This is a genomic window from Kribbella sp. NPDC104218 (genome assembly GCF_055584105.1).
The window spans coordinates 559,161-578,486 of record NZ_JBVJMQ010000001.1 but is presented as its reverse complement, the minus strand read 5'-3'; the positions used below and the strand labels follow the sequence as shown (position 1 = coordinate 578,486).

The 19,326-nt window shown below is 70.2% G+C and carries 17 protein-coding genes; 8 read left to right on the top strand and 9 right to left on the bottom strand.

The genetic code is table 11. The features are described 5' to 3' along the window. Positions 1-47: 47 nt before the first annotated feature. Positions 48-2,354: a M4 family metallopeptidase gene (locus ACZ6ZD_RS02670; RefSeq protein ID WP_465667636.1), complete on the bottom strand. Its 2,307-nt coding sequence runs from the start codon at positions 2,352-2,354 to the stop codon at positions 48-50. Between the two features lie 321 nt (positions 2,355-2,675). On the opposite strand from ACZ6ZD_RS02670, the gene ACZ6ZD_RS02665 reads away from it, so the two are divergent. Then, a complete protein-coding gene (locus ACZ6ZD_RS02665) occupies positions 2,676-3,458 on the top strand; it encodes an alpha/beta fold hydrolase (RefSeq protein WP_465667634.1) in 783 nt (260 codons plus the stop codon). A gap of 90 nt (positions 3,459-3,548) precedes the next feature. Here ACZ6ZD_RS02665 and ACZ6ZD_RS02660 read toward each other — a convergent pair whose 3' ends face one another. Further along, a complete protein-coding gene (locus ACZ6ZD_RS02660) occupies positions 3,549-4,172 on the bottom strand; it encodes a superoxide dismutase (protein WP_171677649.1) in 624 nt (207 codons plus the stop codon). Positions 4,173-4,391: 219 nt separating this feature from the next. Beyond that, complete coding sequence (locus ACZ6ZD_RS02655) at positions 4,392-5,192, bottom strand: alpha/beta fold hydrolase (protein WP_465667632.1); 801 nt, start codon at positions 5,190-5,192, stop codon at positions 4,392-4,394. An 84-nt stretch (positions 5,193-5,276) separates the two neighbouring features. On the opposite strand from ACZ6ZD_RS02655, the gene ACZ6ZD_RS02650 reads away from it, so the two are divergent. Next, complete coding sequence (locus tag ACZ6ZD_RS02650; RefSeq protein ID WP_465667630.1) at positions 5,277-6,218, top strand: LysR family transcriptional regulator; 942 nt, start codon at positions 5,277-5,279, stop codon at positions 6,216-6,218. Positions 6,219-6,290: 72 nt separating this feature from the next. Here the strand turns inward: ACZ6ZD_RS02650 and ACZ6ZD_RS02645 are convergent, their stop codons facing one another. Beyond that, entirely contained in the window at positions 6,291-7,238 is a 948-nt protein-coding gene (locus tag ACZ6ZD_RS02645) for an NADP-dependent oxidoreductase (RefSeq protein ID WP_465667628.1), read from the bottom strand. Positions 7,239-7,301: 63 nt separating this feature from the next. Here ACZ6ZD_RS02645 and ACZ6ZD_RS02640 point away from each other — a divergent pair, with 63 nt between their 5' ends. Together ACZ6ZD_RS02640 and ACZ6ZD_RS02635 are read left to right on the top strand one after the other, a co-directional pair. Further along, positions 7,302-7,661 (top strand): winged helix-turn-helix transcriptional regulator, encoded by a 360-nt coding sequence (locus tag ACZ6ZD_RS02640; RefSeq protein ID WP_465667627.1) that lies wholly within the window; start codon positions 7,302-7,304, stop codon positions 7,659-7,661. A 92-nt stretch (positions 7,662-7,753) separates the two neighbouring features. Beyond that, positions 7,754-10,741, top strand: coding sequence for a glycine--tRNA ligase (locus tag ACZ6ZD_RS02635; RefSeq protein ID WP_465672604.1), 2,988 nt, complete (start codon positions 7,754-7,756; stop codon positions 10,739-10,741). Here ACZ6ZD_RS02635 and ACZ6ZD_RS02630 read toward each other — a convergent pair. Beyond that, the gene (locus ACZ6ZD_RS02630; protein ID WP_465667625.1) at positions 10,725-11,786 is read right to left on the bottom strand and encodes a GDSL-type esterase/lipase family protein; all 1,062 of its coding nucleotides are present in this window, start codon (positions 11,784-11,786) and stop codon (positions 10,725-10,727) included. The genes ACZ6ZD_RS02635 and ACZ6ZD_RS02630 overlap by 17 nt on opposite strands. Before the next feature lie 56 nt (positions 11,787-11,842). Between ACZ6ZD_RS02630 and ACZ6ZD_RS02625 the strand changes: the two genes are divergently transcribed. Next, a complete protein-coding gene (locus ACZ6ZD_RS02625) occupies positions 11,843-12,799 on the top strand; it encodes a pyridoxal-phosphate dependent enzyme (protein ID WP_465667623.1) in 957 nt (318 codons plus the stop codon). Between the two features lies 1 nt (position 12,800). Continuing rightward, positions 12,801-13,715: a ribonuclease Z gene (locus tag ACZ6ZD_RS02620; RefSeq protein WP_465667621.1), complete on the top strand. Its 915-nt coding sequence runs from the start codon at positions 12,801-12,803 to the stop codon at positions 13,713-13,715. On the opposite strand, the gene ACZ6ZD_RS02615 is transcribed toward ACZ6ZD_RS02620, so the two are convergent. Continuing rightward, complete coding sequence (locus ACZ6ZD_RS02615; RefSeq protein ID WP_465667619.1) at positions 13,696-14,520, bottom strand: alpha/beta fold hydrolase; 825 nt, start codon at positions 14,518-14,520, stop codon at positions 13,696-13,698. The genes ACZ6ZD_RS02620 and ACZ6ZD_RS02615 overlap by 20 nt on opposite strands. Before the next feature lie 59 nt (positions 14,521-14,579). Further along, complete coding sequence (locus ACZ6ZD_RS02610) at positions 14,580-15,518, bottom strand: helix-turn-helix transcriptional regulator (protein WP_465667617.1); 939 nt, start codon at positions 15,516-15,518, stop codon at positions 14,580-14,582. A gap of 63 nt (positions 15,519-15,581) precedes the next feature. Here ACZ6ZD_RS02610 and ACZ6ZD_RS02605 point away from each other — a divergent pair, with 63 nt between their 5' ends. After that, the gene (locus ACZ6ZD_RS02605; RefSeq protein WP_465667615.1) at positions 15,582-16,733 is read left to right on the top strand and encodes an epoxide hydrolase family protein; all 1,152 of its coding nucleotides are present in this window, start codon (positions 15,582-15,584) and stop codon (positions 16,731-16,733) included. Positions 16,734-17,293: 560 nt separating this feature from the next. Here ACZ6ZD_RS02605 and ACZ6ZD_RS02600 read toward each other — a convergent pair. Then, entirely contained in the window at positions 17,294-18,121 is an 828-nt protein-coding gene (locus ACZ6ZD_RS02600) for an oxidoreductase (RefSeq protein ID WP_465667613.1), read from the bottom strand. 92 nt (positions 18,122-18,213) lie between these two features. Here ACZ6ZD_RS02600 and ACZ6ZD_RS02595 point away from each other — a divergent pair, with 92 nt between their 5' ends. Next, a complete protein-coding gene (locus ACZ6ZD_RS02595) occupies positions 18,214-18,771 on the top strand; it encodes a TetR/AcrR family transcriptional regulator (RefSeq protein WP_465667612.1) in 558 nt (185 codons plus the stop codon). Between the two features lie 239 nt (positions 18,772-19,010). Here ACZ6ZD_RS02595 and ACZ6ZD_RS02590 read toward each other — a convergent pair. Beyond that, on the bottom strand, positions 19,011-19,326 hold a 316-nt coding region (locus ACZ6ZD_RS02590), incomplete at its 5' end, for a hypothetical protein (RefSeq protein WP_465667610.1).

Genomic DNA, 19,326 nt, shown 5'->3' with positions numbered 1-19,326 from the left:
GCCGAAGGCCCGGTGGGTGAACCACCGGGCCTTCGGAACAGCGGGTGTTACTTGGAGCAGGTGTAGATCGACGCGTTGTCGAGCCACCAGTTCGCCGGGAGCAGGTCGGCGAAGTCCTTGCCGTGCTCGGTCCAGCGGAACTTGACCTGCTTGCCCTTGAGCTCGGTCAGGTCGAGCCGGCTGGTCTCCCAGCCGCCGGAGTTGCCGTGCCAGGCGGCCGGCTCGTCGTCGAAGTTCGGGTCGACGGTCGGGCCGTTGGTCCAGCCGGTGAGCGCGGCGCTGTCCTTCCAGGTGGCGCCGCCGTTGTCGGAGTACTCCAGGGTGCCGGTACCGGTGCGGACGCCGAAGATGATGAACACGTTGTAGAAGTTGTACGCGTGCTGGAAGCGCAGGTACGTCTTCGGGTTCTTGATCTTGGTGCCGTTGGCGGTCTGGATGCCGATCGACTGGTCCGGGGCGGTCACGACGCCGAGCATCGAGTCGTCACCGTCCTTGCTGTACGACGTGTCGACGAGCGAGCCCTCGACGCCCTCGGCCTTGCCGAGGACCCAGCCCTGGTCCCGGACGACCTTGCCGTCGGGGTACTCGGCGAAGCTGGTCTTGAACAGGTTCTTCGCCTTGGCGCCGGCGGTGTCGCAGACCGGGGCCTGGGCCGGCAGGCCGCCGGCCGGCTCGAGGTCGAGCTCGGTGGCCTTGATGGCCAGGCCGACCTGGACGCAGTCCTTCTTGGTCATACCGGACTTCTTCTTCTTGGCGAGCTTGTCGCAGCTGGCCCGCAGGCCCTCGGCCAGGTCGCCGTAGTCGGCGCCGGTGGTGAGGATCTTCTGGGTCTCGTGCCACAGCACCTGCGAGCGGGCCAGGCCGATCCCGAGCATCTTCTGGCCGTTGAACGAGCCGCCGTCCGCGATCAGGTACGCCGTCTTGTTGCCGACGCCGGAGTTGAAGTGGACGCCGCCGTTGTCCTGGAAGAAGTCGTCGTCGAACCACTTCGGGCTGGTCATCTTGTCCGGGTCGTTGTACTTCGTCGGGTCGGACATCGACCGGATCACGCCGAGGCTGGAGCCCTCGCCGATCTGCCAGCGGTTCTCGGCGGTGTCGTCGGCCGAGCCGTTGGTCAGGTCGACGAACTCGCCCATGATGTCGGACAGCGCCTCGTTGATCGCGCCGGCCTCCCACAGGTAGGCCAGGCCCGCGGTGTGCTGGGTGACGCCGTGGGTCAGCTCGTGACCGGTCACGTCATCGGTCGAGACGCCCTCGCCGAAGGCCATCTGCTCACCGTTCCAGAAGGCGTTCGCGAACGGGCAGCCGCCGTCCACGCAGACCCGGACGGTGCCGCGGATCGCCTTGCCGAGGCCGTCGCCGTAGTCGACGCCGATCAGCTGGGTGAGGTCGGTGCCGAGCGACGCGTAGGTGTCGGAGGTGTCGCCGAAGAAGTCGAAGACCTGGTTGACGTCGGCGACCGTGGAGGTCGGGCCGCCCTCGACGCGGGTCGGCGCGAACACGCCGCCGCCGCAGCGGACGTCCTCGGCGCCGGTCTGGATGATCGCGCGGTCGGCGTCGCAGACGACGCGGTTGATCTTCTCCTGCAGGTCCCAGGCGAGCAGCGCCTGGCCCGAGGCGTGCACCATGGCCTGCCAGCGGATGTCGCCCGGGCCGTGCACCTCGTACATGTACACCGGGATCGCGACCGAGCCGGGCTGCCGGGTCACCAGGCCCATGTCGAACCAGCGCGGGCCGATCAGCTCGGCGTCCAGCTTGGCGGCGTCGAACTTGCCGCGGGTGGCGACGGCCTGCAGGGCCGAGCCCTGAGCCTTGGACTTCGCCGCGTCGGCCTGGTCGGCGGCCGGGAAGGCGCCGTACGTCGCGAGCGCGACCTCGCCGTTCGCGGACTCCAGCGCGCCGGCCTTGTCCAGGTTGGTGACGATCTCGCCGCCGAACACCTGGACGCCGTCGATGGTCTGCTGGAAGCGCGTCTGCGAGCCGTACTCCGACAGCTCGGTGGTCTTGGCGACCAGGTCGGCCGGGCGGGCGCCGAAGTACGGCGCGACCGCGTCGACCTGGGCCTTGGCGACGGCGGCCGAGTCGGGCTTGCTGGTGGCGGACTTGGCCGCCTTGCCGCTGACGGCCGCGGGCGCCTTGAGCGGAGTCGCCGGGCGGATCGACTTCGCGCGCCCGAGGGCGTCGCGCTTCTTCACGTAGTCGCTGCCGCCACCCTTCGGGGCGCTCAGCGTGCGGACCTCGGGGCTCTTCGGAGCCGGGTCGGCCGTCGGGGCGCCGATGGCAGCGTTGGGCGCTGCCAGCGTCAGAGCGACTGCGCCGGCGGCAAGGCCGGCCAGCCAGGTACGGGCTTTCACAGGGTTCCTCCCAGGTTTCCGTCTGGCGCCAGGAACGGTGACGAGCCCCCAAGCTCGCTCCTGGCCGGAAACGCCCAGCCCCACCTGTGGTCACAAGCGGGGCGGACGCTTGTTGACCGCACCCTGTCATCCGGTGACTGCGAATCGCGACCGACCGTGATCCAAGTCACATTGGTCTCCGAAGTACACGGGTTTTCCTCCTCACTCCGGGTAATTTCCGCACGCTGCGTCGATTTCGGGCCGATTTTTTGGCCGATCCGTGTCGATCTGGCGGCAAGATGTTCGACGCACTGGCAAGACCACCGATGAAGGAGCAGTGCGATGCACACGACGGTTTCCAAGGACGGCACGACGATCGCGTACGACCGGCGCGGCACGGGGCCGGCGCTGATCCTGGTGGACGGCGCGCTCTGCAGCCGCGCGCAGGGCCCGATGCCGGAGCTCGCCGAGCTGCTGGCGGATCGCTTCACCGTCTACAACTACGACCGGCGCGGCCGCGGCGACTCCGGTGACGCGACGACGTACTCCGTCGAGCGGGAGATCGAGGATCTGGCCGCGATGATCGAGGTCGCGGGCGGTTCGGCGTCCGTGTACGGGACGTCATCCGGCGCGGCGCTGCTGCTCCGCGCGCTGGCCGCCGGGGTGGCCGTCGACCGGGCGGTCGTGTTCGAGCCGCCGTTCGTCGTCGACGACAGCCGCAAGCAGATCCCGGCGACGTGGGTCGCGGACCTGGAGGCGCTCGAGCCGGGTGCGGCGGTCAAGTACTTCATGACCAAGGGGATCGGGCTGCCCGGCTTCGTGGTCGCGATGATGAAGCTGATGCCGGCCTGGAAGGGGATGAAGGCCGTCGCGCACACGCTCCCGTACGACGCCCGGATGCTCGGCGACAACTGCTTCGGCCGGCCCCTCGACGCGGCCCAGTGGGCGGCGATCGACGTCCCGCTCCAGGTCGTGAACGGCGGTAAGAGCCCGGGCTGGATGAAGACCTCGAACCGGGCGCTGGCGGCCGCCCTCCCGGGGAGCACGCATGTCGAGGTGCCCGGCCAGAACCACGTGATCAAGGCGAGCGCGATCGCCCCGGTGGTGGCTGGGTTCTGCGGGTAGGGCCGATCCGCTACGCCATCACAACTGCGCCCGCCGGGCCCGCGTGAGCGGGCGCCGAGCGGGCGCGGCCGATTGTGATGGCGTGGGCGATCAGGCTCCGGTGATGAGCCCGCTCGCGCCGCGCGCGGCGTCGAAACGCGCCTGCGCGTCACCCCAGTTGACGACGTTCCACCAGGCCTTGACGTAGTCCGGCTTCACGTTCTTGTACTGCAGGTAGAAGGCGTGCTCCCACATGTCCAGCATCGCGATCGGGATCTGCCCGGCCGGCAGGTTGCCCTGCTGGTCGTACAGCTGGTGCACCAGCAGGCGGCCGGCCAGCGCGTCCCAGCCCAGGATGGCCCAGCCGGAACCCTGGATCGTGGTCGCGGCGGCGGTGAAGTGCGACTGGAAGCCGTCGAACGAGCCGAAGAACTCGTCGATCGCGGCGGCCAGCTCGCCGGTCGGCTTGTCGCCGCCTTCCGGGGAGAGGTTCTTCCAGAAGATCGAGTGGTTGACGTGACCGCCCAGGTTGAAGGCGAGCGTCTTCTCCAGCCCGACGATCGCGCCGAAGTCACCCTTGTCGCGGGCCTCGGCCAGCTTGTCGAGGGTGTCGTTCAGGCCCTTCACGTAGGTGGCGTGGTGCTTGGAGTGGTGCAGCTCCATGATCTCGCCGGCGATGCTCGGAGCGAGGGCGCCGTAGTCGTAGGAAAGATCGGGAAGCGTGTACGTGGTCAACTCTGCTCCTTCGTCGGGGCCCCGCGGGGGCCGGATATCGCCGTGTCCTGGTGCTGGCACCAGCTTGAAACTTCAACCACGGTTGAGGTCAAGACGCCACGCGGTGGGACGGTCCGCCCGGCACCCGACCGGTGCCCGGTACGACCGCTCCGAACCGCCGAGCGCACGCACCGGACCACCCCAGCTTCACACATGCCGCCGCGGGAGCGACTCCGGGTGTCAGATGTCGGCTAACACCGCCCGCAGCGCGGGCAGGAAACCGTTCGGGTCCTCCGCGAATCCGGTGTGGTCGCCCGGGAACCGGACCGGCTGCGTCCCCAGCCCGGCGGCCAGCGCGGACGACGTCCGCTCGCACAGCTGACCGGCCGACTCGACCCCGATCCCGACCACGATCGGGGTGTTCCGGAGGACGTCGAGGTCTGGCTGCCAGCCGACGCTCGGACCGAGTTCGTGGGCGAACCAGAACTGTTCGTCGGCGACCACCTGCGGATCACGCTCGCCGCCGAACGCCATCTCCAGCATCCCGTCCGGGACGGCGATGTTCGCTTGCGCGAAGAACTGCTCCCAGCCGCCGAGGACATCCCCGCCGAGGTACGTCGTTTGCATCGCGGCCGACCGGGCCAACTGGTCGGCGCTGTCGTCGAGCAGCCTGAGCAGCGGCGGCTCGTGCGCGATCACGGCGCGGACCAGCTCGGGGTAGTGCTGAGCCAGCGCGAGTGAGCTGACGGCGCCGCCGCTCGAACCGAACACGATCGCCGGCCCGCCGGCCGCCTTGATCAGCGCGGCCAGATCCCCGGCGCGCTGCTCGGGGGTTGAATCCTGCTCCGGTTCGTCGAGTGGGCTGCGTTTGATACCGCGCGGGTCCGTCGTCAGCACGGTGTACTCGGCGGCCAGGAGTTCGGCGAGCGGCGCGAACGAGTCGGCGTCCATCGGGGCGCCTGCCAGGACGACGAGCGGTCCGTCACCACGCAGTTCGTAGTAGAGCAGGCCATCGGCGGTGTCGAGAGTTTTGGTTTCCATGTCTCGACCATGCGGGAGAATCCGGCCTGAACTCCAACACCTGTTGGCGGTCGATTGACGCTCCTCGCGTGTTAATAAGGAGGCGTGGCCGACGACCTGGAGATCAGACTGCTGCGCTACTTCGTTGTCGTCGCCGAAGAGTTGCACTTCAGTCGCGCGGCGCAACGGCTGTTCGTCGCGCAGCAGGCGCTGAGCCGCGACATCCGGCGACTCGAGGAGCGGCTCGGCGTCCGGCTGCTCGATCGGACGACGCGACGGGTCGAGCTGACGCCGTCCGGGCAGCAGCTCCTCGGCCGGGCGCGTGAGTTGATCGCCTTACACGATCTGACCGTGCAGGAGATGCGTGGCGCGGCGCCGTCGTTGACCGTCGACGTGGTCGGGGCGGGGTTGACGCCGACGCTGGTGCTCGCGGCCGCGCGGCGGCGGACGCCGGAGCTCGAGTACTTCGCCCGCTATCAGACCGGCGCCGAGGCCGCGGTCCCGCTGCTGCTCGCGGAGCGCATCGACGTCACCTTCGGCCGGCATCCCGGTCCGATGGACGGTCTGCGGCAGCGCGTCGTCCGCCACGAGCCGATCGCGGTACTCCTTCCGGAGCGGCATCCCTTGGCCGAGCTGGACGCCGTACCGTTCGAGCGGCTGCGGGGGACGGGCGTCTGCTCCCGGGCCGGGAACCACGCGACTCCCGGCTGGGAGCACGCCGTCCACCAACTGCTCGCGCCCTTCGGGGTGGACGCCGCGAAAGCGCACCCGCATGTCCAGGGGACCGACGAGCTGGCGCGGCACATCAAGGACCGGAACGCCCCGATCCTCACGATGACCACGCAGCCCGCCGTCCCCGGCGCCGTCCTCCGCCCTCTCGTCGACCCCGTCGCCCTCTACCCCTGGTCGATGATCTGGCGCGCCAACTTCACCCACCCCGGCCTGGCCGCGCTCCATGCCGCCATCGACGAGCTGGCCCCCGACTGGCCGGACATCCCCGACGGCTGGCTGCCGATGCCGGAGGCCGTCGCTAACGACATGAGGTAGTCGCGCTCTCGGCCCGCTCACCCGCCTGGTGCAGGCGGGCGGGTTCGCTCTTCGGCCGACTACCTCCTGTCCTTACCGACGGAGATCGAGGACGAGCTTGCCGCGGGTGCGGCCGTTCTCCAGCTGGCGGTGGGCCTCGGCGACGTCGGACAGCGGGAAGACCTGCTCGACCTCGACTCGGACGGCGCCCTTCTCGATCAGCTGCGCGATCTCGCCGAGCGCATGACCGTCCGGCTCGACCAGAAAACCGGAGACCCGGACGCCGGCCGCCTCGGCCTTGGCCAGCAGCTCCGGTGACGTCCCGGACGGCACGGCGACCAACAGTCCACCGGGCTTCAGGACGGCGACCGACTCGGCCAGAGTCTGCTCGCTCCCGATCAGATCGACGACCAGATCGAGGTCGCCGGTCGCGTCCGGAACAGCCGTCGAGTGGTAGTCGATCAGCTCGTCGGCACCGAGTTCGCGCAACCAGTCGTGCTTCCCGGCGCTCGCCGTCCCGACCACGAAAGCGCCCAGCTGCTTCGCGAACTGGACCGCCAGATGCCCGACGCCTCCGGCCGCCGCGTGCACGAGCACTCGCTGCCCAGCCTGCACATCCGCCAGCGCGGTCAAGATCTGGTACGCCGTCAGCCCGGCCAACGGCACCGCCGCCGCCTCAACGTGGCTGAGGTTCGACGGCTTCCGGGCGAAGTGCCGGGACGGCGCGGTGACGTACTCCGCGTACGCCGAAGCCGCCCGCGGAAACCAAGGCATCCCGTACACCTCGTCCCCGACCGCGACCGTATGGACGCCGTGCCCGACCGCCTCGACGACCCCCGACACGTCCCACCCGAGCACGAACGGCGGCGTCCCGAGCACTCCGGCGACACCGCTCCCGGCCCGCGTCTTCGCGTCCACCGGATTGACGCCGGCCGCCTCGACCCGGACCAGCACCTCCGTCGGCAACGGCTCCGGCCGCGCGGTCTCGATCACCTGCAGGACCTCGGGTCCGCCGAACTCTTCTTGGCTGATGGCTCTCATGTCCCGCAAGCTATCCCCAGGACCGTAGTTTCCCGCAAGGAATATTGCTATCCTTTGGGAAGTATGAGCGCCACCTGCTCCACCGGAGCCCACGACAAGCACGACGTCTACGCCGCGCAGTGCCCCTGCCGCGACGTCCTCGACCTGCTCGCGAACAAGTGGGCCGCCCTCGCGATCGGCGCGCTCGAAGCCGGTCCGCTGCGGTTCGGCGAGCTGCAGCGCCGCCTCCAGGGCATCAGCCCGAAGGTCCTCACCCAGACGCTCCGCCGGCTGCAGGACCACGGCTTCCTGCACCGCGAGGTCTACCCGGCCGTCCCGCTCCACGTCGAGTACTCCCTGACCGGCCTCGGCCGCAGCGTCGCCGTCCCGCTGTCGGCCCTCCGCAGCTGGGTCGAGACCAACCTGGACCAGCTGGGCGTCTAGGTCGCGGACCGGTCGTGGCGCCCGGCGCGCGCCCCCTAGACTTCCGCTTTGTAGATCCTCCGGAAGACGGCTTGAGGTTTGTTGTGCTGACCATGCAGGACGCGCTGATCGCGCTGACGAAGTACTGGACCGACCGGGGCTGCATGGTCGTGCAGCCGTTCAACACCGAGGTCGGCGCCGGGACGCTGAACCCGGCGACGATCCTGCGCGTGCTCGGTCCCGAGCCGTGGCGGGTGGCGTACGTCGAGCCGAGTGTCCGGCCCGACGACGCGCGCTACGGCGAGAACCCGAACCGCCTGCAGACGCACACCCAGTTCCAGGTGGTCCTCAAGCCGGATCCGGGCAACCCGCAGGAGCTGTTCCTGGAGAGCCTGACCGCGCTCGGCATCGACATCCACGCGCACGACGTGCGCTTCGTCGAGGACAACTGGGCGAACCCGGCGACGGGCTCCTGGGGGCTCGGCTGGGAGGTCTGGCTGGACGGTCTGGAGATCACCCAGTTCACCTACTTCCAGCAGGCCGGCGGCATGACGCTGGACCCGGTGTCGGTCGAGATCACCTACGGCATCGAGCGGATCATGATGGCGCTGCAGGGCGTCTCGCACTTCAAGGACATCGCCTACGCGCCGGGCATCTCGTACGGCGAGGCGTTCGGCCAGGCCGAGTACGAGATGAGCCGTTACTACCTCGACGACGCCGACGTGGAGTCGCAGAAGCGCCTCTTCGAGGAGTACGCGAGCGAGGCCCGGCGGATGCTCGACGCCCGGCTGCCCGTCCCCGCGCACATCCAGGTGCTGCGTTGTTCGCACACCTTCAACGTCCTCGACGCCCGCGGCGCCGTCAGTACGACGGAGCGCGCGAAGGCCTTCGCCCGGATGCGCACGCTGGCCCGTGAGGTCGCCCAGCTCTGGGCCGAGCGGCGGACGGAGCTCGAGCACCCGCTCGGCCTGGCCGAGCTCCCGGCCGCGGCGCCCGAGCCGACGTCGTACCCGGTCAGCACGGGCACGCGGCAGCTGACGTTCGAGATCGGCACCGAGGAGATGCCGCCGTCCGAGGTCACCAAGACCGCGGCCGCGGTGAAGACGGCGCTGACCGAGAAGCTGGCCGCGACCCGGCTCGGGCACGGCGCGATCACGACGTACGCGACGCCGCGCCGCGTGGTCGCGTTCGTCGCCGAGGTGCAGGCCGGTGAGCCGGACGCCGAGCGCGTCGCCCGCGGCCCGAAGAAGGCCGCCGCGTACGACGCCGACGGCAACGTCACCAAGGCCGCCGCCGGGTTCGCCCGCGGTCAGGGCGTGGACGCCGAAGCGCTGCACACGATCGAGGTCGGCGGCGTCGAATACGTCGCGGTCACCAAGCCCGACCCGGGTCGCGGTGCGGCCGAAGTGCTGAGCGGCGTGCTGAGCGAGATCGTCGCCGGTCTGCGCTCGGACAAGAACATGCGCTGGAACGACGCGAAGCTGTCCTTCACCCGGCCGGTCCGCTGGCTGGTCGCGTTGCTCGGCGACGAGATCGTCCCGGTCTCGGTGTCCTCGCTGGCCGCCGGCCGGACGACGCGCGTGCACCGCACGGCCGCGCAGCCGAAGGTGGAGATCGCCTCCGCCGAGGGCTACCTGGACCTGCTCCGCATCCACGGCATCGAGGCCGACCCGGCCCGCCGCCGGCAGCAGATCGTCGAGACCTCCGAGCGGCTCGCCGCCGAGGTCACCGGCTCGATCGACTTCACCGCGGAGTCCGCGCTGCTGGACCAGATCGTCAACCTGGTCGAGGAGCCGACCCCGATCCTCGGCAACTTCGCGGCCGACTACCTCGACCTGCCGAGCGAGATCCTGACCACGGTGATGCGCAAGCACCAGCGCTACCTGCCGGTCCGCGGCGCGGACGGCGAGCTGCTGCCGCACTTCGTTGCCGTCGCCAACGGTTCGGTGAACGAGGCGACCGTCCGGAACGGGAACGAGGGCGTCCTGCGGGCCCGCTACGAGGACGCCGCGTTCTTCTGGCGCGCCGACCTCGACACCCCGCTGGAGTCGATGAAGGCCGAGCTGGACAAGCTCGCCTTCGAGGAGAAGCTCGGCTCGATGGCCGATCGGGCCGGTCGGATCGGCCGGATCGCGCTCGCGCTGGCGCCGGTCGCCGGCGTCGAGGGCGACGACCTGGCCACGTTGCAGCGGGCGGCCGAGCTGGCGAAGTTCGACCTCGGTTCGCAGATGGTGGTCGAGCTGACCAGCCTGGCCGGCACGATGGCTCGCGAGTACGCGCGCCGGGCCGGTGAGACCGAAGCCGTCGCGCAGGCCCTGTTCGACATGGAGCTGCCGCGCTCGGCGGGTGACCCGACGCCGTCCACGATCCCGGGCGCGCTGCTCGCGCTCGCGGACCGGTTCGACCTGCTGGCCGGGCTGTTCGGGATCGGCGCCAAGCCGACCGGCAGCTCGGACCCGTTCGCCCTGCGGCGCGCGGCCGGCGGTGTGGTCGCGATCCTGCGCGAGCACCCGGCGCTGCGCGCGATCACGCTGACCGCGGGCCTGCAGGCCGCCGCGACCGAGATCGGCGCCCAGGGCATCGAGGTGTCCGGCGAGTCGATCGAGGACGTCGTCGAGTTCACCGTCCGGCGCTACGAGCAGCAGCTGATCGACCGCGGTGACGACCACCTGCAGGTCGCGGCAGTGTTGCCGTTGGCAACGGCTCCGGCGGTCGCGGACGAGACGCTGGCGAGTCTGCAGTCGCTGGTCGGCAGCGCGGAGTTCGCGCAGCTGGTCGCCGTGCTGCAGCGAGTGCGCCGGATCGTCCCGGAGGGCACCGCGCCGGAGTACGACGCGGGCAAGCTCACCGAGCCGGCCGAGGTCGTCCTGCACGAGGCCGTCCAGAAGGTCGGTCAGGCCCCGATCGCGCTCGGCGACTTCGCCACCGCGGCGTCCGTCCTGGTCGAGCCGGTCAGCACGTTCTTCGACGAGATCCTGGTGATGGCCGAGGACGCCGACGTCCGGGCCGCTCGCCTCGGTCTGCTCGCCACCATCGGCGCCCAGGCCGCCCCGGTCCTCGACTGGCAGGCCCTCGGCACCTCGCTCACTCCGGCAGAGTGAGCAACGGAGTCAGCCGCTCCGCGATGACGCGATAACCCTCGGGCCCTGGATGCAGACCATCTGTGTACAGGGCCCGAGTCTCGTCCGCGGACAGGATCGTCCGCCCGCCGATGATCCGGACGCCGGGATCCTGGCGGGCGCCCAGCTCGACACAGGTCCGGACGTCGTCCAGTGTCAGCCCGACCGCATTCGGCGTCCGGTCCCGATCCGGCACGGTCAGCGCCGTGATCACCACGATCGGCGTTGTCGGATGGCCGTCCCGCACGGTCCGGATGAACTGCTCGACCTGTCCTGGCAATGTCCGCCCGTTGAACGTCGCGCCCCCGTAGATGTTCACGCCCAGGCACATCGAGATCAGGCGAGCCGGCGTGTCCCGAATGGTCCGCGCCACCACCGGATCCAGGTGACACTCGCCGGACAGCCCGAGACACCGCAGCTCCCAACCCCGAGCCCGAGCCACCAAAGCCGGCCAAGTCTCCGAAGGCCCCGCCGCCCCCGCCGCCTGCGTAATCGAACTCCCATAGGTCACCCACCGCGGACCCCCCGAGACCACAGCTTCAGCCGCCCCCTCGAACCCCACCTCCCGAACCTCGACCCGCCCCGCCTGCGGCAACCAAACCTCAACCACCGCCGCACCCCCGCCCCCCGCGCCCGCCCCGTCTCCCGCGCCCGCTTCGGCCCATGCGGGGCCTCCTGGTTTTCGCTCTTTCCGTAGGTCGACGACGACCTCTTGCTCGCCTTCCTGCAGCGGGCAGCGTGCGTGCAACTGCCCATCGACGAGCACATCTATGGGTGCGATCTTCTTCGAGATACCGAAGGCTGCCCGGACCTCCAGGCGGAGTGAGGTCGCGGACGTCGTCCATACCCCGCGAACACCGGCCGGAGTCGCGGCCCGCTCCCAGAGGCGGTGTTCCGGCCGAGCCCGGTCCGCCGTCCAGTCGTTCAGGGTGAAGTCGCGACCGCGGGGGTCGAGGCGCCAGAACGTCGTCCACCCGTCGGCGTCGACGTCGGCGTACTGGTATCCGCTCCACAGTGCTTCCGTCATCGCGAACACCCTCCGGATAGCCTGCAGTCGACGACGACAGAATACGAGGAGCACACGTGACCGCAGCCGAGATCGCCGCCCGATCGCGAGGGATCGCGCCGTCGCTGCACGAGTACCTCCCGCCGACCCCGCTGCTCCCGTTCCGCGGTTTCAGCGCGGAGCTCGGCGTCGACGTCCTGGCGAAATGCGAACACCTCCAGCAGACCGGCTCGTTCAAGGCCCGCGGCGCGCTCGCCAAGATCCTCACGCTGACCGACGCCCAGCGCGCGGCCGGCGTCGTGACGGCGTCCTCCGGTAACCACGGTCTCGGCGTCGCCAACGCGCTCAACCTCCTCGGCGGCCACGCGATCGTCTACCTCCCCGAGAACGCCGCCGCCGGCAAGGTCGCGGCCCTCCGCCGCCTCGGCGCCGAGCTGCGCGCCGAGGGCACCGACACCGGAGCCCAAGAGCTGAAGGCCCGCGCGTACGCCGAGGAACACGGCCTCACCTACGCCTCGCCGTACAACGACGCCGACGTGATCGCCGGCCAGGGCACGATCGCCGTCGAGCTCCTCCGCCAGCTCGACGGCGAACCCCTCGACGCGGTCGTCGTCGCCGTCGGCGGCGGTGGGCTGATCAGCGGGATCGCCGCCGTCCTCAAACAACAGCGCCCGGAGATCAAGGTGTACGGCGCCTCCCCGGCCGCCGACGCCGCGATGGCCGAGTCGGTCCGGGCCGGTCAGATCATCCAGGTGGACGCCGCGCCGACGCTCTCCGACGGGACGGCGGGCAGCGTCGAGCCCGGCGCGATCACCTTCGAGCTGTGCCGCGAGCTGGTCGACGACTGGATCCTCGTCGACGAGACCGAGATCCGCTCCGCGCTGAAGACCGTCATCGACACCGAGCATCACCTGATCGAGGGGTCGGCCGCGATGGCGTTCGCCGCCGCGCGCCGGTTGACCAGCGGCCGGGTCGCGGTCGTGTCCTGCGGCGCCAACATCTCCTCGGCGACGCTGGCCGCCGTCCTCGCCTGAGATGCGCGAGCTGGTGGTGCTCGGCACCGGGAGTCAGGTGCCGTCGCGAGAACGCACCCAGAACGGCTACTTCCTGCGCTGGGACGACGAAGGCTTCCTCTTCGACCCGGGGGAGGGGACGCAGCGGCAGATGCTGTTCGCCGGTGTCCCGGCCGGCGCGATCACCCGCCTCTGCATCACGCATTTCCACGGTGACCACTGCCTCGGCGTACCAGGCGTCGTCCAACGGATGTCACTGGACGACGTGCCGCACGCCGTCCGCGCGCACTACCCGGCCTCGGGCCAGCAGTATTTCGACCGCCTGCGCCATGCGGCGTCCTTCTACGAGCGGGCCGAGCTGCTGGAGGAGCCGGTCGAGGAGGACGGGCTGCTCGCGGTCGGCTCGTTCGGGCAGCTGTGGGCGCGGCGGCTGGAGCACTCGCTGGAGTCGTTCGGCTATCAGCTGATCGAGCCCGATGGACGCCGGATGCTGCCGGAAAAGCTACGGGCGTACGGCGTCGCCGGGCCGGACATCGCCCAGCTGCAACGGACCGGCTCGATCGAGGTCGACGGCCGGACCGTGCACGTCGACGAGGTGAGCGAGCCCCGGCCGGGTCAGCGGTTCGCGTTCGTGATGGACACCCGGCTGTGCGCGAACGTACTGAAACTCGCCGATCGCGCCGATCTACTGGTGATCGAGTCGACGTACCTGTCGGCCGAACGCGAGCTGGCGCATCGTTTCGGCCATCTCACCGCGCAACAGGCGGCGCGGGCGGCCGCCGAGTGCGGCGTCCGCAAACTCGTCCTGACGCACTTTTCCCAACGCTACTTGGAGCCTGAGCGTTTCCACGAGGAGGCCGCCGCCGAGTTCGACGGCGAGATCGTCGTAGCCGCCGACCTCACCCGAACACCGGTCCCTACCCGTAGTCCTCGATGAACTCGTCGATCAGTGTATTGACCTCGGCTGGGGACTCCAGCGCGGCAAGGTGCGCGGACTGCTCGAGGACGACGAACCGCGCACCCGGGATCGAATCGGCCATCGCCTCGGTCTCGGCCACCGGGAACGTCGCGTCCTCCGCACCCGCCACGACCAGCACCGGCGTCCGGATCCGCCCGAACAACTCCCGCTGATCCGGCCGCCGCGGCACCACACTCGCCACCGCGTGCCGCCCGGAATTCACCGCCACCTGCCGCGCGAGTTGCTTGACCGTGGCAACGACCTCGGGTTTCTCCCGCTTCGCCGTCGGCCCGAGGAACGCGTTCACCACCGGCCCCACCAACGGCCCCCGAATCCCCCCGAGTACCCGAGTCGCCTTGTCCAGCAGGCCGTACTCGACCTTCTGCGCCCACCCGGCCGGCGACGCGGTCGCATTCATCAACACCGCGACCCCGATCCGCTCCGGATACAACGCCGCGAACGTCCCCCCGATCATCCCGCCCCAGCTGTTCCCCACCAGATGCACCTTCTCGATCCCCAACTCGTCCAGGATCGCCACCACCACCTCCGCACACTCCGCGAACGTGAACGCCCTCGTCAGCGGCGAACTCCCCCCATGCCCCGGCGGATCCACCAAGATCACCCGGAACCGCCCCGCAAAATGCTCAACCTGCCCCGCCCACAACGTCCCGTCCATCAACAAACTGGGCCAGAACAAGATCCCCGCCCCAGCCCCACCCACCCGCAGCCGAATCCGCCCCAACCCAGTCTCGACAAACCGATCCTCAACCCCGCCGACCGTCATACCCGAACCGTACCGCCCACCCCACCACCCCCACACCCACCCGCTGGCTTGGGTTTGGGTCAGGGGACGGCGGTGGTTAGGCGGGTGGCGAGAGTGTGGATGTGGGTGATGAGTTCGGGTGGGGACTCGACGGTGAAGGGGTGGCCGAGGAGGGCGATGTAGAGGGTGAGTTCGTCGAGGGAGTTGGAGCCGGTGGTGACGCGGGTGGTGTGCTCGTCGACGGGGGTGACGGTGGCGACGGTTGGTGGGAGCTGGTCGGCGAGGACGTCGGCCGGGGCGGTGATGTGGAAGGTTGCCTGGTAGCGGTATCCACCGGAGGCGACGCCGGCCGCGGTCGACTTCAGCTCGGGAACTTCGCGCGGGGTGAAGCGCGGGCCGGTCGGGATCACCGGTTGCAGGCGGTCGAGGCGGAACGTGCGCCAGTCGTCGCGGTCGACGTCCCAGGCGACGAGGTACCAGCGGCGTCCGTTGTTGACCAGCCGATGCGGCTGCGTCGTCCGCCGAGCCGATGCGCCGTGGTGATCGCGGTAGTCGAACCGCAGCTGCTGATGGTCGCGGCAGGCCTCAGCAACGGCGAGCAGGACGTCGGTCTGGACGGCGGCCGCGCCGGACGGCGTCACGGCGACTGTCTGGAGCAGTTTGACCCGATGGCGGAGCCGCGACGGCAGGACCTGTTCGAGCTTGGTCAGCGCCCGGACCGAGGACTCCTCGATCCCGGCGATCGGTCCGCCCGCGGCAGCTCGCAGTCCGACCGCGACCGCGACGGCCTCGTCGTCGTCCAGGAGGAGCGGCGGCAGCGATGCGCCGGCGCCGAGCCGGTAACCGGCGACGCCGGGCAGGGCGTCGACCGGGTAGCCGAGGTTGCGGAGCTTGTCGACGTCGCGGCGGACGGTGCGGACGCCGACGCCCAGCTCGGCGGCCAGCGCGGCGCCGCTCCAATCACGCGGGGACTGGAGGAGCGACAGGAGTTTGAGCAGGCGTGCGGAGGTTTCCAGCATGTTCAGAAGTCTTCCGGTCACTTAGGACAAAAGCTGACCTAACTGGCTGAAAGAGTACAAGACATGACGACGATCAAGCCCTTCCGCATCGAGATTCCGCAGAGCGCCCTGGACGACCTGGCGGCGAAGCTGGCCGCGACCCGCCTGCCCACTCCGCTGCCGGGTGACGACTGGGACACCGGCGTCCCGGTCGGGTACCTGTCCGAGCTGGTCGAGTACTGGCGGACGACGTACGACTGGCGGGCAGCCGAGGCCGAGCTGAACGCCTACCCGCAGTACACGACCGAGATCGAGGGGCAGCAGATCCACTTCCTGCACGTCACCTCGGCCGAGCCGAACGCGCTCCCGCTGCTGCTGACGCACGGCTGGCCGGGCTCGATCGTCGAGTTCCTCGACCTGATCGGCCCGCTCACCGACCCGGTCGCCCACGGCGGCGACGCGTCCGACGCGTTCCACGTCGTCATCCCCTCGCTGCCCGGTTTCGGCTTCTCCGGGCCGGTCTCCGAGGGCGGCTGGACGGCGGAGCGGATCGGCCGCGTCTGGGCCGAGCTGATGAGCCGCCTCGGCTACACCCGGTACGGCGTCCAGGGCGGTGACATCGGCGGCGCAGTCTCACCCGAGGTCGCCCGCGCGGACCGCGAGCACGTCGTCGGCGTCCACACCAACGGCGGCCCCGGCCCCATGCCCACCCTCCCGCTCGCACCCGGCGAACTCGAGTCGATGACGCCGCTCGAACAGGACCGGATCGCCCGGATCGAAACCTTCCTCCAGCAGGAGTTCGGCTACATCGCCATCCAGTCCACCCGCCCGCAGACGATCGGCTACGGCCTCGTCGACTCCCCGGTCGGCCAGCTCGCCTGGATCATGGACAAGTTCCACGCCTGGACCCACCCCGCCCAAACCCTCCCCGACGAGATCATCCCCAAGGACCGTCTCCTCACCAACGCCATGCTCTACTGGCTCACCGGCACCGCCAACTCCGCCGCCTACGTCGGCTACGCCCAATCCCAGCCCTGGGGCGCCACCCGCCCCAACTCCGGCGTCCCCACCGCCGTCCTCGCCTTCGCCCACGACGTCCCCATCCGCGCCTACACCGAACGCGAGAACACCATCACCCGCTGGACCGACGTCCCCCAAGGCGGCCACTTCGCCGCCCTAGAAGAACCCACCCTCCTCCTAACCGACCTCCGCCACTTCTTCCACCCCCTCCGCTAATCAGCAGTCGGTCGAGGTGGCCAGGTCGGCCCAGCTTCGGATTTCGGCGGCGCAGACCCGCACCGGCCATCCGCGCCGCCGGACCGCCGCCATCTGCGCCGCCGGACCGCCGCCGTGCGCGCCGCCGGACCACGCCAGCCAAGTGCGTCACCGGACCACGCCAGCCAAGTGCGCCGCAGTCCCGCGCCAGTCAGCTGCGCCACCGGCGACCTAGGCGGCCCGGTGACCGGCCAGACCGACGGCCACCCACCCACCGGGGGCGGGCTCGATGGCTCGCCTCCCGCGGCCGCTGGGGACGAGAGCGGCAGCGGAGCCTCCGGCCGCTTCGGACGACTGGCGTGCGTGGCCGCTCGCCACCTACGAGGGGCCGGATGTGGCCGCCGGACCTGCGCCAGTCAGCTGCGCCACCGGCGACCTGAGTGGCCCGGCGACCGGCCAGACCGACAGCCACCCACCCTCCCACCCACCGTGGGTGGGCTCGATGGATCCCCTCTCGCGGCCGCTGGGGACGTGAGCGGCAGCGGAGGGTCCGGCCGCTTCGGGCGACTGGTGCTGGCGGGTCAGTAGTCGGTTGAGGTTGATAGGTGGGCCCAGGTTTGGGTTTCGGTGGCGCGGTCTTGGGCGCCTTGTTGGGCTCGGGTCAGGGCGTCGGTGCCGAGGAGGAGGCGGAGTGGGGGAGTGGGGTGGTTGACGATGTGGAGAAGGGCTTGGGCGGCTTTGGCGGGGTCGCCGGCCTGGTTGCCGTCGGCTTCGCGGCGGAAGGTGTGCATGGCGCCGACGGACTGCTCGTAGTCGGCACCGACGGGGGCGATGCTCATCGAGGAGCCGCCCCAGTCGGTGCGGAAGGCGCCGGGCTCGACGATAGTGACGCGGACGCCGAAGGGCCGGACTTCGTTGCTGAGAACCTCGGAGAACCCTTCGACGGCGAACTTCGCGGTCTGGTACGCGCCCATCCCGGGTGTCCCGCCGACGCGCCCGCCGATCGACGAGAACTGCAGGAAGTGCCCGCCGCGCTGCTCCCGGAAGACGGGTAGCGCGGCCTTCGTCACGTTCACCACGCCGAACAGGTTCGTCTCGAGCTGGGCGCGGAAGTCGTCGTCCGCCATCTCCTCGATCGGCGCACTGTTCGCATAGCCGGCGTTGTTCGCCACGACGTCGAGCCCGCCGAACTCCGCGACCGCCGTCCGGACGGCGTTCCGCGCGGCAGCCGGGTCGGTGACGTCGAGCGCCACCGCACGGACCTGGTCGCCGTACTTCGTCACCAGGTCACTCAACTGCTCCGGCGTCCGCGCCGTCGCGACCACCCGGTCGCCGGCTGCCAGCACAGCCTCGGCCAGCGCTCGCCCCAGGCCGCGGGAACTTCCGGTGATCAACCACACCTTGCTCATGATCAGTCCTAACTAACCAAACGGTTGGATACTTGACCACGGTAACTCCCGACCTCCGAGGAATCAACCAACCGGTTGGTTATGCTGGTGTCATGCAGCAGCGCAACGCCGACCGGACCCGGGCCCGCATCCTGGCCGCCGCCACCGAAGAGTTCGCCGAGCGGGGGATCGCCGGCGCCCGGGTGCAGCGGATCGCAGAAGTGGCCGACTGCAACAAAGCCATGCTCTACGCGTACTTCGGGAACAAGGACGGCTTGTTCGACGCCGTCTTCACCGCCAGCGTCGAGGAGTACCTCACGGTGGTCGGCTTCGACACCAGTGACCTCCCGGCGTACGCGGGGCGGTTGTTCGACTACTTCGAGGACAACCCGGCCCGGCTCCGGCTGACCAGCTGGTACCGGCTCGAACGGCCGGACGGTAAGCCGCTGGAGGCGGTCCTCGCGGTCAACCACGACCGGCTCGAGGAGCTGGAACGCGCGCAGCGGCGACGCGTCGTACCGAAGCAGTTCAGCGCGGTGACGCTGCTGTCGCTGATCCAGGCGATCGCGACCAGCTGGTCGTCGATGACCCCTGAGTACGGCGCCGCCGCGCCGAGCCGGATCGTCCGCCGGCGGGCCGTCGTCGCGGCCGTGGAGAAGATTCTCAGCTGATTCATTGGTTGGCCCGATGGAGTTCTCAGTCTGGCGAGCTCTACTCGAAGGCAGAGCGAACTGGCTGACGGAGGGCAACGGCGATGAACGACGGTACGGGACACCAGGACGACCAGCAGGCGCAGAGTCCGCAATCCCCGCAGGGGCAGGCGAATCCGGGCCAGCTGGTTCCGGACGAGACGGTTCGGGCTCAAGCGGTTCCGGACCCGACGCCCGAAGCGCACGCCCCGGCGGCGCAGTCAGCAGGTCAGCGTGATGAGGGCTCGCAGGTGAGTGATCCTGTCGCCAGTTCGCCGGCGGGCGGTGCTGCTGAGCCGGGCTTGCAGCCGCAGGTGGGCGGTGTTGAGGCGGGTCTGCGGGCGCAGGCTGGTGGTGCTGAGCCGGGACTGCAGTCGCAGGCGGGCGGTGCTGGTGAGCCAGGCTTGCGGTCGCAGGTGGGTGGTGCTGGCGAGGTGGGTCTGCGGTCGCAGGTGGGTGGTGCTGGCGAGGTGGGTCTGCGGTCGCAGGTGGGTGGTGCTGGCGAGGTGGGTCTGCGGTCGCAGGTGGGTGGTGCTG

Coding starts and splice junctions, on each gene's coding strand:
- ACZ6ZD_RS02665 (WP_465667634.1), top strand. CDS start 2,676: ATGCACACGACGGTTTCCAAGGACGGCACGACGATCGCGTACGACCGG.
- ACZ6ZD_RS02655 (WP_465667632.1), bottom strand. CDS start 5,192: ATGGAAACCAAAACTCTCGACACCGCCGATGGCCTGCTCTACTACGAA.
- ACZ6ZD_RS02645 (WP_465667628.1), bottom strand. CDS start 7,238: ATGAGAGCCATCAGCCAAGAAGAGTTCGGCGGACCCGAGGTCCTGCAG.
- ACZ6ZD_RS02640 (WP_465667627.1), top strand. CDS start 7,302: ATGAGCGCCACCTGCTCCACCGGAGCCCACGACAAGCACGACGTCTAC.
- ACZ6ZD_RS02635 (WP_465672604.1), top strand. CDS start 7,754: ATGCAGGACGCGCTGATCGCGCTGACGAAGTACTGGACCGACCGGGGC.
- ACZ6ZD_RS02630 (WP_465667625.1), bottom strand. CDS start 11,786: ATGACGGAAGCACTGTGGAGCGGATACCAGTACGCCGACGTCGACGCC.
- ACZ6ZD_RS02620 (WP_465667621.1), top strand. CDS start 12,801: ATGCGCGAGCTGGTGGTGCTCGGCACCGGGAGTCAGGTGCCGTCGCGA.
- ACZ6ZD_RS02615 (WP_465667619.1), bottom strand. CDS start 14,520: ATGACGGTCGGCGGGGTTGAGGATCGGTTTGTCGAGACTGGGTTGGGG.
- ACZ6ZD_RS02610 (WP_465667617.1), bottom strand. CDS start 15,518: ATGCTGGAAACCTCCGCACGCCTGCTCAAACTCCTGTCGCTCCTCCAG.
- ACZ6ZD_RS02605 (WP_465667615.1), top strand. CDS start 15,582: ATGACGACGATCAAGCCCTTCCGCATCGAGATTCCGCAGAGCGCCCTG.
- ACZ6ZD_RS02600 (WP_465667613.1), bottom strand. CDS start 18,121: ATGAGCAAGGTGTGGTTGATCACCGGAAGTTCCCGCGGCCTGGGGCGA.
- ACZ6ZD_RS02595 (WP_465667612.1), top strand. CDS start 18,214: ATGCAGCAGCGCAACGCCGACCGGACCCGGGCCCGCATCCTGGCCGCC.